Below are 15,232 nucleotides of genomic sequence, written 5' to 3' on the forward strand. Positions count from 1 at the left end.
CACCCGCCCGGCAACGCGCGGCACGCACGGCGAAGGGCCCGGATCCCCTGCTTGGGTTCTAACGGTCCTCGCAACACCCGTGATCGATGGGAGTTGCGGGGACCGTGGGCGTTGGACGCGATGATCTTTCGGGGTTGAGGGAGCGTTTCCTTGCGCGGCTGGATGCCGTGGGGAACGTGACCGTGGTGGCGCGTGAGCTGGGGATGAACCGGAACACCGCCTTCGGCTGGGCCCGGAAGGCCGGACAGAGCTCGGTGCGCCTGCCACGGCGGCACCCCGGGCGCGACGAGTACGAGCGGCTCCGGGCCGGGGGTGTCGCGCGTCAGGAGGCGGCCCGGCGGGTCGGTGTGAGCGAGCGCACGGCCAGGGACTGGGACCAGGGCGTCAAGAAGAGTGCCATGACGCGGACCTATCCCGACGGCCGCCGTGTCGACTACGCCACCGGGACCGTCACGATGTGCGGTGTGACCACGGCACCAGTGGGCCTGACGGCCCTGGAACAGCAACTGCACCCGAGGTTCCTGACACTGGCCGAGCGCGAACGGATACGGGATCTCCAGGCACTCGGTCAGTCGTTGCGGGCGATCGGACGTGCCCTGGGGCGGCCGGCGAGCACGGTCAAGCGGGAGATCGACGCGAACTCGGGCAGCAAGGGATACCAGCCCTACGCGGCCCACCGGGCGGCCGCCGCACGCAGGCCCCGGCCCAAGGAGCGCAAGCTGCTGCGCGAGGGACGACTGCGCGGCTTCGTGCAGGACAGACTGCGCGTCCGGTGGTCACCGGAACAGATCTGCCACGCTCTACCGACGGAGCATCCCGACGACGAGAGCATGCGGGTGAGCGTGGAAACGATCTACCAGGCGCTGTACTTCCAGGCCCGTGGCGGCCTGAAACGGGAAGTACAGGCAGCCGTCCGCTCCGGCCGGACCCGCCGCAAACCCCGCCGCGACCCCGAGCGGCGCACCCCGCGGTTCATCGACCCGATGGTGATGATCAGCGACCGACCCGCCGACGTCGAGGACCGGGCCGTGCCCGGTCACTGGGAAGGGGACCTGATCATCGGCGCGGGCGGCCGCTCCGCGATCGCCACCCTGGTCGAGCGCAGCACCCGTTACACCATGCTGGTCCACCTGCCGGGCGGTGCCCACGACGCCGAGACCGTCCGCGACGGCCTCGTCCGCACCATCCAGACCCTGCCCGCCCACCTGCGCGGCTCCCTCACCTGGGACCAGGGCAGCGAGATGGCACGCCACAGGCAGTTCACCATGGCCACCGGCATGCCCGTCTACTTCTGCGACCCCGCCTCACCCTGGCAACGCGGTTCGAACGAGAACACGAACGGGCTCCTGCGGCAGTACTTCCCGAAGGGAACCGACCTCAGCCCGCACAGCCCCGAAGACCTCGAACACGTCGCCCAAGAACTCAACGGCCGCCCACGCAAGACGCTCGGCTGGGATACCCCAGCCGAGCGTCTACGTGATCTACTCACCACCTAAAACCAAGTGGTGTTGCGACGACCCCTTGAACCCAAGCTGGGGGAACCGGGCCCTTCCGCATGCCGTGTGCTCGTGCCGCCGGGGCGGACCGTCAGCCGATCCGGGACTCCGCGCGGCGGGCCCGCACGTCCCCGACCTTCTGGCCCACCTTGCGGCGGATGACCAGCAGCGGGGCCATCGCGGCCAGCGCGATCTGGCCGTAGGCGCCGATGTGCAGCAGGTAGTCGCCGCCCTTCAGGCCGGTCGCCCAGGCCGCCAGGCAGCCGATGGAGAGCACGATCCAGCAGAGCGTCGCGGTGGCGAGCAGCCCCTGCGGCTTCGGGTACTCGATCCGGCTCATCATCAGGTACGCGGTGCCCGCGATGGCCAGCAGACCCGGCAGGAACGGCGGGTCGAGCAGCACGATGGCGATCACCGTCATCGCGCCCATCGGGCAGGGCATGCCCTGGAAGACCCCCGGCCGCATCTTCACGGCCGAGAAGCGGGCCAGCCGCAGCACCACCGACAGCAGGACCGTCAGCGCGATCAGTGCCGAGAGCCGGCTGTCGGAGCCCGGCGAGACCATGCCCCAGACCGCGACGAAGTAGGCCGGCGCGATGCCGAAGCTGATCAGGTCGGCGAGGTTGTCGAGCTCCGCCCCGAGGGCGGAGGAGCGCAGCTTGCGCGCCACCAGCCCGTCGAAGAGGTCGCACATCGAGCCGATCAGCAGCAGCGTCACCGCGGTGGCGGCGCTGTGCTTGTCCGGAGCGGCGTCCGGGTTGGTGATGTGCGGGACGAGGACCCCGGTGGTGATCGAGTAGATCGCCAGGAAGCCGCAGACGGCGTTCCCCAGGGTCAGGAAGTCGGCGGTGGAGAGGTGCTGCGGCGAACGCGGAGCACGCAGCTCGCGGTCACGCGCCCAGCGGCGGCGGCGCAGGGCCGTCTCCTCGTCCTCCAGGCCGACGATCGTCTCAGGATCAGTCACGGTCAAGGCGCGTCACCCCGGCTGTGGTCTTCTGGCCGACCTCGACGCCGACCTCGACGCCGGCCGGCAGGTAGGTGTCGACCCGGGAGCCGAAGCGGATCAGACCGATCCGCTCGCCCTGCTCGACCTTGGTACCGGCGTCGACGTACGGCACGATGCGACGGGCCACGGCCCCCGCGATCTGCACCATCTCGATGTCGCCGAGCTCGGTGTCGAAGTGCCAGACGACCCGCTCGTTCTGGTCGCTGTCCTTGTTGAAGGCGGGCACGAAGCCGCCGGGCACGTGCTCCACGGACGTCACCGAGCCGGGCAGCGGCGCCCGGTTGACGTGGACGTTGAGCGGGCTCATGAAGATCGCGACGCGGGTGCGGCCGTCCGGCCACGCGTCGATGCTCTGGACCACGCCGTCGGCGGGGGAGATCACTCTGCCCGGGCCGATCTCACGCTCGGGGTCGCGGAAGAACCACAGCATGCCGGCGCCGAGCGCACAGGCGGGCACCGCCGCCAGGGCCCACTTGCCGCTGCGCCGGGTGAGGGCGGTGGTCACGGCGGCCGTGGCGAGGGTGGGGACGAACCAGGGGGTGGCTCCGCGCGCGACGGTCACGCGGGGTCGCCGACCGGCCGCCGGGGCTGCGAGGGCATCGCGGTCCGTGACGGAGGTGTGAGGGGACGGGCTGATGGGCATCGAAGACCTTTGTCGCGGGGGATCATGGCCGCTGGACGGGGGCCACCGCGGGATCGGGTAAGAGAGGGACGTCTGCTGTCCCGGTGGATGCTATCGGGAGCACACGGTGGGTGGGCAACCCGCCTGCTCGTTCATGTGTCCTGCCAGCGGCGCCGGTGCGCCTCTGTGTATACGACCGTAGCTCGACCCCGTCCGGTTCCCAAGGGACCTGGCAGAGCTGGTGACACTTGTCTCAGAGGTCCGCCCGGACGGGCATGCCGGAGCGGCCGCGGGGCGCGTGACAGCACCTGTACGCCCCGCGGCCGCTCAGGGGGCCGTGCAGGCCCCGGGCGGACCAGGCCCGGGACCCCCGCACGGCCCGGTGCCGGGACGGGCCCGCACGCCCGTCGACCGGCCGTCACCGGACCGCCGACCCGCCCTGCCGCAGGTCGCGCGGCACGGGTCGGGTGCGACGGGATCGGTCGGATCACTCCGCGATGCGGTACTCCTCCAGCAGCCGGCGTCCGACGATCATCTTCTGGATCTCCGCAGTACCTTCACCGATCAGCAGCATCGGGGCCTCCCGGTAGAGCCGCTCGATCTCGTACTCCTTGGAGAAGCCGTAGCCGCCGTGGATGCGGAAGGCGTCCTCGACGACCTCCTTGCAGTACTCGGAGGCGAGGTACTTGGCCATCCCGGCCTCCAGGTCGTTGCGCTCGCCGCCGTCCTTCTTGCGGGCGGCCATCACCATCATCTGGTGCGCGGCCTCGACCTTGGTGGCCATCTCGGCGAGCTTGAACTGGATCGCCTGGTGCTCGGCGATCTTCTTGCCGAAGGTGGTCCGCTGCTGGGCGTAGGAGATGCCGAGCTCGAAGGCGCGCCGGGCGACGCCGCAGCCGCGCGCGGCCACGTTGACCCGGCCGACCTCGACGCCGTCCATCATCTGGTAGAAGCCCTTGCCGGGGACGCCGCCGAGGACCCGGTCGGCCGGGATCCGGACGTCCTGGAGCACCAGCTCGGTGGTGTCGACGCCCTTGTAGCCCATCTTCTCGATCTTCCCGGGCACGGTGAGGCCGGGGACGGTCGGGTTCGGGCCGAAGCCCGCCGTCTTCTCGACCAGGAAGGTGGTCATGTTCTTGTACGGGGTGGAGCCGCCCTCGTCGGTCTTGCAGAGCACCGCGACCAGGGTGGAGGTGCCGCCGTTGGTCAGCCACATCTTCTGGCCGTTGAGGACGTAGTGGTCGCCGTCCCGCACGCCCTTGGTGGAGATCGCGGCGACGTCGGAGCCGAGGCCCGGCTCGGACATCGAGAAGGCGCCGCGGATCTCGCCGGCCGCCATCCTCGGCAGGAAGTGGTCCTTCTGCTCCTGGGTGCCGTGCGCGTTGATCATGTGCGCCACGATGAAGTGGGTGTTGACGATGCCGGACACCGACATCCAGCCGCGGGCGATCTCCTCGACCACCAGGGCGTAGGTGAGCAGCGACTCGCCGAGGCCCCCGTACTCCTCGGGGATGGTCAGGCCGAAGAGCCCGAGCTGCTTCATGCCCTCCACGATGGCGGTCGGGTACTCGTCCCGGTGCTCCAGCTCGGTCGCGACCGGGATGATCTCCTTGTCGACGAAATCCCGCACGGTGGCGAGGATGTCCCGCTGGATCTCGGTGAGGCCGTCGGTCTGTGCGAGGCGTCCCATCGTGCGGCTCCTGTCATGCCTGAGGAAGAAGGGGGTGGGGGTACGGGGGCTCCGCGGGCGTGGCTTCCGCGGAGCCCCCGTGTACCGGGTGGGGCAACGGCCGATGACGGCGGCCGGCCCGTCCGGGGTCCTGGGGGCGGGGTCAGGCCAGGGGGGTGGGACGGCCGGGCTGCTCGCCGCCGCGCGCGTCGGTGTACGTCGCGGTCGGCACCATCACCTTGCGGCGGAAGACGCAGACGACCGTGCCGTCCTGCTTGTAGCCCTTGGTCTCGACGTACACGATGCCGCGGTCGTCCTTGGACTTGGACGGCCACTTGTCGAGCACGGTCGTCTCGCCGTAGATCGTGTCGCCGTGGAAGGTCGGCGCGATGTGCCGCAGCGACTCGACCTCCAGGTTGGCGATCGCCTTGCCGGAGACGTCCGGGACGGACATGCCCAGCAGCAGCGAGTAGACGTAGTTGCCCACCACGACGTTGCGGCCGAAGTCGGTCGTCCGCTCCGCGTAGTTCGCGTCCATGTGGAGCGGGTGGTGGTTCATGGTGAGGAGGCAGAAGAGGTGGTCGTCGTACTCGGTGACCGTCTTGCCGGGCCAGTGCTTGTAGACCGCCCCGACCTCGAACTCCTCGTAGGTGCGTCCGAACTGCATGATCGATGCTTCCTTACCGGTCTCAGGCCTGCGGGGGCTCGAACTTGGAGGTGCGCCTGAAGCCCGCGGCGCGGCCCTTGCCGGCGATGACCAGCGCCATCTTGCGGCTGGCCTCGTCGATCATCTCGTCGCCGAGCATCGCGGAGCCCTTGGCGCCGCCCGCCTCGGAGGTGCACCAGTCGTAGGCGTCGAGGATCAGCTCGGCGTGGTCGTAGTCCTCCTGCGAGGGCGAGAAGATCTCGTTCGCGGCGGCGACCTGGTCCGGGTGGAGCACCCACTTGCCGTCGAAGCCGAGCGCGGCGGCGCGGCCGGCCACCTCGCGGTAGCCCTCCTGGTTGCGGATCTGCAGGTACGGGCCGTCGATCGCCTGGAGGTCGTTGGCGCGCGCGGCCATCAGGATGCGCATCAGGATGTAGTGGTAGGCGTCGGCCGGGTAGCCGGGCGGCTGCTCGCCGACCACCAGGGACTTCATGTTGATCGAGGCCATGAAGTCGGCCGGGCCGAAGATGATGGTCTCCAGCCGGGGCGAGGCCTGGGCGATCGTGTCGACGTTGATCAGGCCCTTGGCGTTCTCGATCTGCGCCTCGATGCCGATCCGGCCGACCTCGAAGCCCATGGTCTTCTCGATCTGGGTGAGCAGCAGGTCGAGCGCCCGGACCTGCTCGGCGTCCTGGACCTTCGGCAGCATGATGCAGTCGAGGTTGGGGCCCGCGCCCTCGACCACGGTGATCACGTCGCGGTAGGTCCAGTGGGTGGTCCAGTCGTTGACCCGGACGACCCTGGTCTTCTTGCCCCAGTCGCCGTTGTTCAGGGCGTCGACGATGGAGTGCCGCGCGCTCTCCTTGACCAGCGGGGCGCAGGCGTCCTCCAGGTCGAGGAAGACCTGGTCGGCGTCGAGGCCCTGGGCCTTCTCCAGGAACCGCGGGTTGGAGCCGGGCACGGCCAGGCAGGAGCGGCGCGGGCGCAGCCGGTCGAGGGGCGCGGCGGGAGACGGGTGGGAGTTGCTCATGACGGGTGGTCGGTTCCTTCCGGGGTCAGCTGCTGGACGCGGCGGTGCAGGACGTCCAGGGCTGGAGCCTGTTGGCCAGCCGGATCTCGTCCACGATCCGGCCGATGATGGTCGTGATGCCGAAGTCCTTCGGGGTGAACACGGCGGCGACGCCGGCGGCCTTGAGGGCCTCGCCGTCCGCTGCCGGGATGATGCCACCCACGATCACCGGGACATCCTCCACCCCGGCCCGGCGGAGCCGGTGCAGGACGTCGGGCACCAGCTCGGAGTGGGCGCCGGAGAGGATCGACAGGCCCACGCAGTGCACGTCCTCGGCGACGGCCGCCGAGACGATCTGCTCCGGGGTCAGCCGGATGCCCTGGTAGACCACCTCGAACCCGGCGTCGCGGGCCCGGACGGCGATCTGCTCGGCGCCGTTGGAGTGCCCGTCCAGGCCGGGCTTGCCGACCAGCAGGCGCAGCTTGCCGGTGCCCAGCTCGGCGGCGGTCGCGGCGACCGCCTCGCGGACCGCGGCCAGTTCGCCGCCGGGCTCGGCGGCCACCGCGACCGGGGCGCCGCCGACGCCGGTGGGGGCGCGGTACTCGCCGAAGACCTCGCGCAGGGCGAAGGCCCACTCGCCGGTGGTGACGCCGGCGCGGGCGCAGGCCAGGGTGGCCGGCATCAGGTTGGCGTCGGTCGCGGCGACCGCCTTGAGCTCCTCCAGCGCGCGCAGCGCCGCGGGCTCGTCGCGCTGCCCGCGCCAGGCCTCCAGGGCGGTCAGCACGGACTGCTCGGAGGCCGGGTCGACGACCATGATCGCGGTGTCGAGGTCGGCCGTGAGCGGGCTCTCCTCGGTGGTGTCGAAGCAGTTCACCCCGATGATCCGGTCCTCGCCGGACTCGATCCGGGCCCGGCGGGCGGCGTGCGAGGCGACCAGGTTGGACTTGAGGTAGCCGGACTCGACGGCCGGGATGACCCCGCCCATCTCCAGCACCTTGGCGATCTCGGCCTCGGCGCCGGCCAGCAGCTCGGCGGTCTTGGCCTCGATGACCTCGGAGCCGTTGAAGATGTCCCCGTACTCCAGCAGGTCGGACTCGTAGGCGAGCACCTGCTGGATCCGCAGCGACCACTGCTGGTCCCAGGGGCGGGGCAGGCCGAGCGCCTCGTTCCAGGCGGGCAGCTGGACGGCGCGGGCGCGGGCGTCCTTGGAGAGCGTGACGGCGAGCATCTCCAGCACGATCCGCTGGACGTTGTTCTCCGGCTGGGCCTCGGTCAGGCCGAGCGAGTTGACCTGGACGCCGTAGCGGAACCGGCGCTGCTTGGCGTCCTCGATCCCGTACCGCTCCCGGGTGACCTTCTCCCAGAGCCGGCCGAAGGCGCGCATCTTGCACATCTCCTCGACGAACCGCACGCCGGCGTTCACGAAGAAGGAGATCCGGGCGACCACCTCGCCCATCCGCTCGGCCGGCACCTGGCCGGAGTCGCGGACGGCGTCCAGCACCTCGATCGCCGTGCACATCGCGTAGGCGATCTCCTGGACCGGGGTGGCCCCGGCCTCCTGGAGGTGGTAGCTGCAGATGTTGATCGGGTTCCACTTCGGGATGTTCCCGACCGTGTAGGCGATCATGTCGGTGATCAGGCGCACCGAGGGCCCGGGCGGGAAGACGTGCGTCCCGCGCGACAGGTACTCCTTGACGATGTCGTTCTGGGTGGTGCCGGTGAGCCTGGCGATGTCGGCGCCCTGCTCCTCGGCGACCACCTGGTAGAGCGCCAGCAGCCACATCGCGGTGGCGTTGATCGTCATCGAGGTGTTGGTCTGTTCGAGCGGGATGCCGTCGAACAGGGTGCGCATGTCGCCGACGTGGCCCACCGGCACGCCGACCCGGCCGACCTCGCCGCGGGCGAGGATGTGGTCGGAGTCGTAGCCGGTCTGGGTCGGCAGGTCGAAGGCGACGGAGAGGCCGGTCTGCCCCTTGGCGAGGTTCTTCCGGTAGAGCGCGTTGGAGTCGCTCGCGGTCGAGTGGCCGGCGTAGGTGCGCATCAGCCAGGGCCGGTCGCGCTGCACGCGCCCGTCCGGCGCCGGCACGCCGGTGCGGCCCGTCATCAGACGTTCCGGAAGCGGTTGATGGCCGGCAGGTGCTTCTCGCGCAGTTCGCCGTTGCGCACGCCCAGGCCCTCCTGCGGGGCCAGGCAGAGCACGCCGACCTTGCCCTGGTGCTTGTTCTGGTGGACGTCGAGGGCGGCCTGGCCGGTCTGCTCCAGGGAGTACACCTTGGAGAGGGTCGGGTGGATCCTGCCCTTGGCCACCAGGCGGTTGGCCTCCCAGGCCTCCCGGTAGTTGGCGAAGTGCGAGCCGACGATCCGCTTGAGCGACATCCACAGGTAGCGATTGTCGTACTGGTGCATGTAACCGGAGGTCGAGGCGCAGGTGACGATGGTGCCGCCCTTGCGGGTGACGTACACCGAGGCGCCGAAGGTCTCGCGGCCCGGGTGCTCGAAGACGATGTCCACGTCCTCGCCGCCGGTCAGCTCGCGGATCCGCGAGCCCAGGCGCTTCCACTCGCGCTGGTCCTGGGTGTGCTCGTCCTTCCAGAACCGGTAGCCCTCGGCGGAGCGGTCGATGATCGCCTCGGCGCCCATCGCCCGGCAGATGTCGGCCTTCTGGTCGCTGGAGACCACGCAGATCGGGGTGGCGCCGCCGGCCAGCGCGTACTGGGTGGCGTACGAGCCGAGGCCGCCGCTGGCGCCCCAGATCAGCACGTTGTCGCCCTGCTTCATGCCCGCGCCGTTCTGCGAGACCAGCTGGCGGTAGGCGGTGGAGTTGACCAGGCCGGGGGAGGCGGCCTCCTCCCAGGTCAGGTGGGCGGGCTTGGGCATCAGCTGGTTGGTCTTCACCAGGGCCAGCTGGGCCAGGCCGCCGAAGTTGGTCTCGAAGCCCCAGATCCGCTGCTCCGGGTCCATCATCGTGTCGTTGTGGCCGTCCGAGGACTCCAGCTCGACCGAGAGGCAGTGCGCGACGACCTCGTCGCCGGGCTTCCAGGCGTTGACCCCGGCACCGGTGCGCAGCACCACCCCCGCGAGGTCCGAGCCGAGCACGTGGTACGGCAGGTCGTGGCGCTTGGCGAGCGGCGACAGTCGGCCGTAGCGCTCCAGGAACCCGAAGGTGGAGACCGGCTCGTAGATCGAGCTCCACACCGTGTTGTAGTTCACCGCGCTCGCCATGACGGCGACCAGCGCCTCGCCCGGCCCGAGCTCGGGCAGGGCGACGTCGTCGAGGTGGAGGGACTTCCGGGGGTCCTTGTCGCGGCTGTCGAGGCCGGCGAACATCTGCTCCTCGTCCTTGTGGAGCGTCACGGCCCGGTAGGACTCCGGCAGCTTCAGCGCGGCGAAGTCCGCCGGGGTGCTGTCGGAGCTGAGGATCGCGTCGAGGATTTCCTTCATGGCTGCCTCCGAAGGCGTACCTGTGTGAGGGGCACAGGGCGTCTGGGGGAGCCGGGAGCGGACACCGGCTTCGCTGGGACGGATGGTGGGTGGGACGTGGCTGATGGGCCTGGCACGCAGGGCGTCGCCCCCGGGGTGTGGGGGCGCCGGTACGACGGCGCGCCGAGGTGGGAGCCGCGGCGCCGCGACTGGTGGGTAACAAGGTAGTGGCACCCTGTGCCACTCGTAAAGACACCGGGTGTCATCATTCCGCTGGGCCGGACCCCTCCCGGGGGGCCTCGCGCGGGCGCGGAAAGGGCCCGCACCGGCACTCCGGTGCGGGCCCTCGAATCCACCGTGGCCTGCGGAAACCCAAGCCCTCAAGGCCGATTGACGGCCTCCAGGGCGGCTCTGATCGAGTCCACCACCACGTCCAGCGGGGCATCGGTGCGGGCCACTGTGATGAGTACCTCACCTCCGGGGCTGGCACTCAGGGTGCTGGCGGCCACCGCCTCCGGCACCGCCCCGCTGGCACCGGGTGCCACCAGCGTCCCGCGCCGGCGCACCCCCGGCTCGCTGGCGGCCCAGAAGGTCCGCCGGATCACCTCGAAGGAGTGGTCCAGCTGCGCCTCCACGTCCCCCCGGCCGCCGGCCCGCAGCCAGCGCCGCAGCACGTGGTTGTGCGCCGCGACGACCGCCGCCGCCGACACCTCGGCCAGCATCGAGTCGTCCTCGCCGCCGCGCTGCCAGCCCGTCGGGATCTCCTGGCCCGTGTCGAACCGGCCCAGCAGGTAGCGGGTGAACAGCCGCTCGTACCGGGCCACCACCGCGATCTCCCGCTCGCGCAGCGCCGGCACCTGACGGATCAACTGGTACCGGGCCACCGAGACCGCGGGCGTGGAGGCGTACATCCGCAGCACCTCCTTGATGCCCCGGCAGACCACGTCCAGCGGGTGCTCCTCCGGCTCGGCGCTGGCCAGCAGGTCGGCCACCCGGACCAGGGTGTCGTCGTGGTCCGGGAAGATCGCCTCCTCCTTGGACCGGAAGTACCGGAAGAAGGTCCGCCGGGCCACCCCGGCGGCCGCGGCGATCTGGTCGACCGTGGTCTCCTCGTACCCCTGGGAGGCGAACAGCTCCATGGCGGCGGTGGCCAGGTCCTGGCGCATCTGCTGCCGCTGGGCCGCCGCGCGGCGGTTGCCCGGGCCGCCCTCCTGGCCCGCCTGACCGGCCGAACGGGCGTCGCGCGGGAGGACGGACTGCTGCGGCGAGACTGACTGAACCCGATCCATGGCCGGAACGCTACACGTCCCGGGGGCCGGGGCAGCGGGCCTTCCCCGGCGCACCGGCGCGACCGGGCCGGTCACCGCCGGTCTGGGCCAGCGGGCGGACACCGCACCCGGTGTCCGGGCCGACCGGTCCGGTCCGGGCGGCGGCTGGCCGGGTTGCCCGTAGGACGGTTGCGTGGTCACCGGCGCGCGTGGTCGCGGAAGCCGCGGCCGGTCTTGCGGCCCAGGCAGCCGGCCGCCACGAGGTGCTCCAGCAGCGGCGCCGCCGCCAGGCCCGGCTCGCGGAACTCCTGGTGCAGCACCTGCTCGATGGTCAGCGACACGTCCAGGCCGACCACGTCCAGCAGCTCGAACGGGCCCATCGGGTAGCCGCAGCCCAGCTTCATCGCGGTGTCGATGTCGTCCACCGTCGCGTAGTGCTCCTGCAGCATCCGCACCGCGTCGTTCAGGTACGGGAAGAGCAGCGCGTTCACGATGAACCCGGCCCGGTCCCCGCACTCCACCGGGTGCTTGCGCACCTTCGCGCACAGCTCCAGCACGGTCGCCGTGACGTCCGGCGCGGTCAGCACCGTCGACACCACCTCGACCAGCCTCATCGCCGGCGCCGGGTTGAAGAAGTGCATCCCGACCACGTCCTGCGGCCGCGAGGTGGCCGTGGCGCAGCTGATCACCGGCAGCGAGGAGGTGGTGGTGGCGAGCACCGCGCCCGGCCTGACGACCTTGTCCAGGGTGGCGAACAGCTCGCGCTTGACCGCCAGGTCCTCGGCCACCGCCTCGACCACCAGGTCGACCTCGGCCAGCTCGCCGTACCGGTCGACCGGCGTGACCAGCGCGAGCGCCGCGTCCCGCTGCTCCGTGCTCAGCCGGCCCCGGGTCACCGAGCGCTCCAGCGACCGCGCCAGCTGCGCCTTGGCCTTCTCCGCCTTCTCCTGGCTGCGGGCCGCCAGCAGCACCGGGTACCCGGCCTTGGCGAACACCTCGGCGATGCCGGTGGCCATGGTGCCCGAGCCGCAGACGCCGACCGTGCGCACCTCCCGGCCCGGCACCGCGGGCTGCGCCGGTCCGGTGGCCGCGTCGACCGCCCGGGACGAACCGGGGGCCTCGTAGGTGTAGAAGCCGCGACCGCTCTTGCGGCCCAGGAGTCCGGCCGAGACCAGCTGGCCGAGGATCGGCGCGGGCGCGTGCAGCCGGTCCCGGGACTGCTCGTACATGGCCTCCAGGACGGTCCGGGCGGTGTCCACGCCGATCAGGTCGAGCAGGGCCAGTGGGCCCATCGGCAGGCCGCAGCCGAGCCGCATCGCGGCGTCGATGTCCTCCCGGGTGGCGTACTTGGACTCGTACATCGCGGCGGCCTGGTTCAGGTACGCGAAGAGCAGGCCGTTGACCACGAAGCCGGCCCGGTCGCCGGCGGCCACCGGCTCCTTGCCGAGGTCCCGGGCGAGGGCGGCGGCGTCCTCGGCGATCCGGGGGTCGGTCAGCACGGTGCGGACCACCTCGACCAGCTTCATGGTGTGCACCGGGTTGAAGAAGTGCAGGCCGAGCACCCGCTCCGGGCGGGCGGTGGCGGCGGCGATCCGGGTCACCGAGAGCGCGGTGGTGCCGGTGGCCAGCACCGTGTCCGGCGGGCATATCCGGTCCAGCTCGGCGAAGAGCTCCCGCTTCAGCTCCAGCTGCTCGGGCACCTCCTCGATCACCAGGTCGGCCCCGGCGGCCGCCTCCAGCGCGTGGCCCACCGAGATCAGGGCGAGCAGCGCGGTGCGCTCGTCGGAGGTGAGCCGCTCGCGGGTCACCGCGTACGCGGTGGCCTCCTCGATCCGGGCCAGGGCCCGGGCGGCCTGCTCCTCGCCGGCCTCGATGCCGATCACCCGGCGGCCGCTCCTGGCGACCGCCACCGCGACGCCGGCACCCATCGTGCCGAGGCCGACCACGGCGACCGTGGGAAAGGGACGCTCCATCTGTCCTGACTCCTTGTCATGGGTGGCCCGCGCGCGCTCCGGCGGACGCGCCGACGGAGGAGGGTCCGTGCGCGGGGCGGGGGAGAAGACGGTTGCGGCCACCGCGCAGCCGCCGGTCCGCTCCGGCGGTGCTGCGGGTGTGCCGTGGTACTCAGGCGCTCGGGGTGAAGGAAGCGACTCTGAAGCAGGGAGGCGAAGAAGAGAGAAACCCCGGTCTTCGTCCGCGATCCGCGGAAACGACCGGTGGGTGAACACACAGTCCGGGCGCCGACCGCTCCGTGCGGTCCCGCACGACGGTCGGCACCCCCCGCCGGTGCGGCTCCCGAAGCCCGGCGGTGGTGCGTGCCGACACTGTAGCGAAGCTACTAGCAGGTAGGAAGGGGGTGGGGGCGACGGATCCGAAGCCGTCCGCACGCCACGGGGCTCCGGGGGCGCGCCGGAGGGGATCCGCCACCCGGACCGGGCGGACCGGATCCTCCGGGTGCCGCGGTCCGGGACGCGCACCGCCGGGGCCGGGATTCACGTCGCTGGAACGGGTGACGGAGTGGACGGACGTCCGTTCGGACCACTCGATAGGGGAGTTACGCGGGCCGGCCCGGCCGGGGAGCATGGGGACATGAGCACCGGAACCGTGGCCACGGGGCGTGGCGAGTCCTCCGCCGAGCGGGCGGCCGCCGCCGCCGAGGAGGCCGGCCGCCCGGCGGGCGTCACACTGCCGCCGCGGGCCGACCGGGCGGAGCGCGGCGAGCGGGCCCGGGCCGCCGCCGAGCGGCTCGGCGCCGCCGGCGTCGAGGCGGTGGCCGTCACCTGGGTGGACAACGCGGGCATCGCCCGGGTCAAGGCCGTGCCGCTGACCGGGCTGGTGCACGCGGCGCAGTGGGGGGTCGGCACGGCGCCGTGCTTCGACGTCTTCCTGGCCGACGACACCATCGTCTCCAGCCCGCTGGCCGGCGGCCCCACCGGCGACCTCAGGCTCTACCCCGACGTCGACCGGCTCGTCCCGCTGGCCGCCCAGCCCGGCTGGGCCTGGGCGCCGGGCGACCGGTACACCCAGGGCGGCGCCCCGCACCCGGGCTGCCAGCGGCTCTTCGCCCGCCGGATGGTCGCGGCGGCGGCCGAGCGCGGGCTGGGCCTGAAGGCCGGGATCGAGGTCGAGTGGGTGGTCGCGCTGGACGGCCCCGCGGAGGAGGAGCCCCGCTTCCCGACGGCCGGCCCCGCCTACGGCATGCAGCGGCTCACCGACCTCTCCGGGTACCTGCGCGACCTGCTCCGCGCGCTCGCCGGCCAGGGGCTGAGCGTGCTCCAGATCCACCCCGAGTACGCGGCGGGCCAGTTCGAGGTCTCGGTCGCCCCCGAGGGCCCGGTCGAGGCCGCCGACACCTCGGTGCTGGTCCGGCAGACCGTCCGCGCCGTCTCCGCCCGGCACGGACTGCGGGTCTCCTTCGCCCCGGTGGTCGTGGCCGGCTCGGTCGGCAACGGCGGCCACCTCCACCTCAGCCTCTGGCGCGACGGCCGGAACCTCGCCCGCGGCGGCCCCGGCCCGCACGGGCTGACCGCCGAGGCCGAGGGCTTCCTGGCCGGCGTGCTCGGCGCGCTGCCCGAGCTGCTGGTGCTCGGCTCCTCCAGCCCGGCCGGCTACCTCCGGCTGGTCCCCTCCCACTGGGCCGGCGCCTACCAGTGCTGGGGGCTGGAGAACCGGGAGGCCGCGCTCCGGCTGGTCACCGGCTCCACCGGCGAGCGCTCCACCGCCGCCAACGCCGAGGTCAAGTGCTTCGACGCCACCGCCAACCCCTACCTGGCGGTCGGCGGGGTGCTCGCCGCGGGCCTCGCCGGGCTCGACCGCGGGCTCGCGCTGCCACCGGAGTCCACCGGCGACCCGGCGCAGGCCGAGCCCGGCAGCGTCCCCCGGCTGCCGAGCGCCCCGGCCGCGGCGCTCGCCGCGTACCAGCGCTCGGCGCTGCTCCGCGAGGCGCTCGGCGAGCCGCTGTACGAGGCCGTCCTGGCCGTCCGCCGGGCCGAGGGCGAGCAGTTCGCCGACGCCACCCCCGAGCAGCTGGTGGCGGCCACCCGCTGGCGGTACTGACCGGTGCCCCCGCCGGACGCCCCCGCCCTGCCCGGCCGCC

Annotated in this window: 11 protein-coding genes; 2 read left to right on the top strand and 9 right to left on the bottom strand. The window is 72.2% G+C overall.

All coding sequences use genetic code 11. The annotated features are described in order from the left end of the window. Positions 1–260: 260 nt before the first annotated feature. A complete protein-coding gene (locus OG550_RS27295) occupies positions 261–1,496 on the top strand; it encodes an IS30 family transposase (RefSeq protein WP_442906122.1) in 1,236 nt (411 codons plus the stop codon). Between the two features lie 91 nt (positions 1,497–1,587). Here OG550_RS27295 and OG550_RS27300 read toward each other — a convergent pair whose 3' ends face one another. The 9 genes from OG550_RS27300 to OG550_RS27340 all read right to left on the bottom strand — a co-directional run bounded on the left by OG550_RS27300 (position 1,588) and on the right by OG550_RS27340 (position 13,109). Continuing rightward, entirely contained in the window at positions 1,588–2,466 is an 879-nt protein-coding gene (locus tag OG550_RS27300; RefSeq protein WP_442906081.1) for a CDP-alcohol phosphatidyltransferase family protein, read from the bottom strand. Then, the gene (locus OG550_RS27305) at positions 2,453–3,145 is read right to left on the bottom strand and encodes a phosphatidylserine decarboxylase (protein ID WP_327681889.1); all 693 of its coding nucleotides are present in this window, start codon (positions 3,143–3,145) and stop codon (positions 2,453–2,455) included. Before OG550_RS27305 ends, OG550_RS27300 begins: the two co-directional genes overlap by 14 nt. A gap of 466 nt (positions 3,146–3,611) precedes the next feature. Then, positions 3,612–4,814, bottom strand: coding sequence for an acyl-CoA dehydrogenase family protein (locus tag OG550_RS27310; RefSeq protein WP_327681890.1), 1,203 nt, complete (start codon positions 4,812–4,814; stop codon positions 3,612–3,614). 142 nt (positions 4,815–4,956) lie between these two features. Beyond that, on the bottom strand, positions 4,957–5,460 hold the full coding sequence (locus OG550_RS27315; RefSeq protein WP_327681893.1) for a MaoC family dehydratase: 504 nt from the start codon (positions 5,458–5,460) through the stop codon (positions 4,957–4,959). A 22-nt stretch (positions 5,461–5,482) separates the two neighbouring features. Beyond that, positions 5,483–6,469, bottom strand: coding sequence for an HpcH/HpaI aldolase/citrate lyase family protein (locus OG550_RS27320; protein ID WP_327681895.1), 987 nt, complete (start codon positions 6,467–6,469; stop codon positions 5,483–5,485). 25 nt (positions 6,470–6,494) lie between these two features. Beyond that, entirely contained in the window at positions 6,495–8,552 is a 2,058-nt protein-coding gene (locus OG550_RS27325; protein WP_327681897.1) for a protein meaA, read from the bottom strand. Continuing rightward, positions 8,552–9,889, bottom strand: a complete 1,338-nt coding sequence (ccrA, locus tag OG550_RS27330; RefSeq protein ID WP_327681899.1) for a crotonyl-CoA carboxylase/reductase — start codon at positions 9,887–9,889, stop codon at positions 8,552–8,554. Before ccrA ends, OG550_RS27325 begins: the two co-directional genes overlap by 1 nt. Positions 9,890–10,248: 359 nt before the next feature. Continuing rightward, complete coding sequence (locus OG550_RS27335) at positions 10,249–11,157, bottom strand: TetR family transcriptional regulator (RefSeq protein ID WP_327681901.1); 909 nt, start codon at positions 11,155–11,157, stop codon at positions 10,249–10,251. A gap of 176 nt (positions 11,158–11,333) precedes the next feature. Then, positions 11,334–13,109, bottom strand: coding sequence for a 3-hydroxyacyl-CoA dehydrogenase family protein (locus OG550_RS27340; protein ID WP_327681903.1), 1,776 nt, complete (start codon positions 13,107–13,109; stop codon positions 11,334–11,336). 616 nt (positions 13,110–13,725) lie between these two features. Between OG550_RS27340 and OG550_RS27345 the strand changes: the two genes are divergently transcribed. Further along, positions 13,726–15,192, top strand: coding sequence for a glutamine synthetase family protein (locus OG550_RS27345; protein ID WP_327681906.1), 1,467 nt, complete (start codon positions 13,726–13,728; stop codon positions 15,190–15,192). The last annotated feature ends 40 nt before the right edge of the window (positions 15,193–15,232 follow it).

Origin of the sequence: Kitasatospora sp. NBC_00458 (assembly GCF_036013975.1) — a bacterium.
Lineage (GTDB): Bacteria > Actinomycetota > Actinomycetes > Streptomycetales > Streptomycetaceae > Kitasatospora.

Coding starts and splice junctions, on each gene's coding strand:
- OG550_RS27315 (WP_327681893.1), bottom strand. CDS start 5,460: ATGCAGTTCGGACGCACCTACGAGGAGTTCGAGGTCGGGGCGGTCTAC.
- OG550_RS27305 (WP_327681889.1), bottom strand. CDS start 3,145: ATGCCCATCAGCCCGTCCCCTCACACCTCCGTCACGGACCGCGATGCC.
- OG550_RS27325 (WP_327681897.1), bottom strand. CDS start 8,552: ATGACGGGCCGCACCGGCGTGCCGGCGCCGGACGGGCGCGTGCAGCGC.
- OG550_RS27345 (WP_327681906.1), top strand. CDS start 13,726: ATGAGCACCGGAACCGTGGCCACGGGGCGTGGCGAGTCCTCCGCCGAG.
- OG550_RS27335 (WP_327681901.1), bottom strand. CDS start 11,157: ATGGATCGGGTTCAGTCAGTCTCGCCGCAGCAGTCCGTCCTCCCGCGC.
- OG550_RS27310 (WP_327681890.1), bottom strand. CDS start 4,814: ATGGGACGCCTCGCACAGACCGACGGCCTCACCGAGATCCAGCGGGAC.
- OG550_RS27340 (WP_327681903.1), bottom strand. CDS start 13,109: ATGGAGCGTCCCTTTCCCACGGTCGCCGTGGTCGGCCTCGGCACGATG.
- ccrA (WP_327681899.1), bottom strand. CDS start 9,889: ATGAAGGAAATCCTCGACGCGATCCTCAGCTCCGACAGCACCCCGGCG.
- OG550_RS27320 (WP_327681895.1), bottom strand. CDS start 6,469: ATGAGCAACTCCCACCCGTCTCCCGCCGCGCCCCTCGACCGGCTGCGC.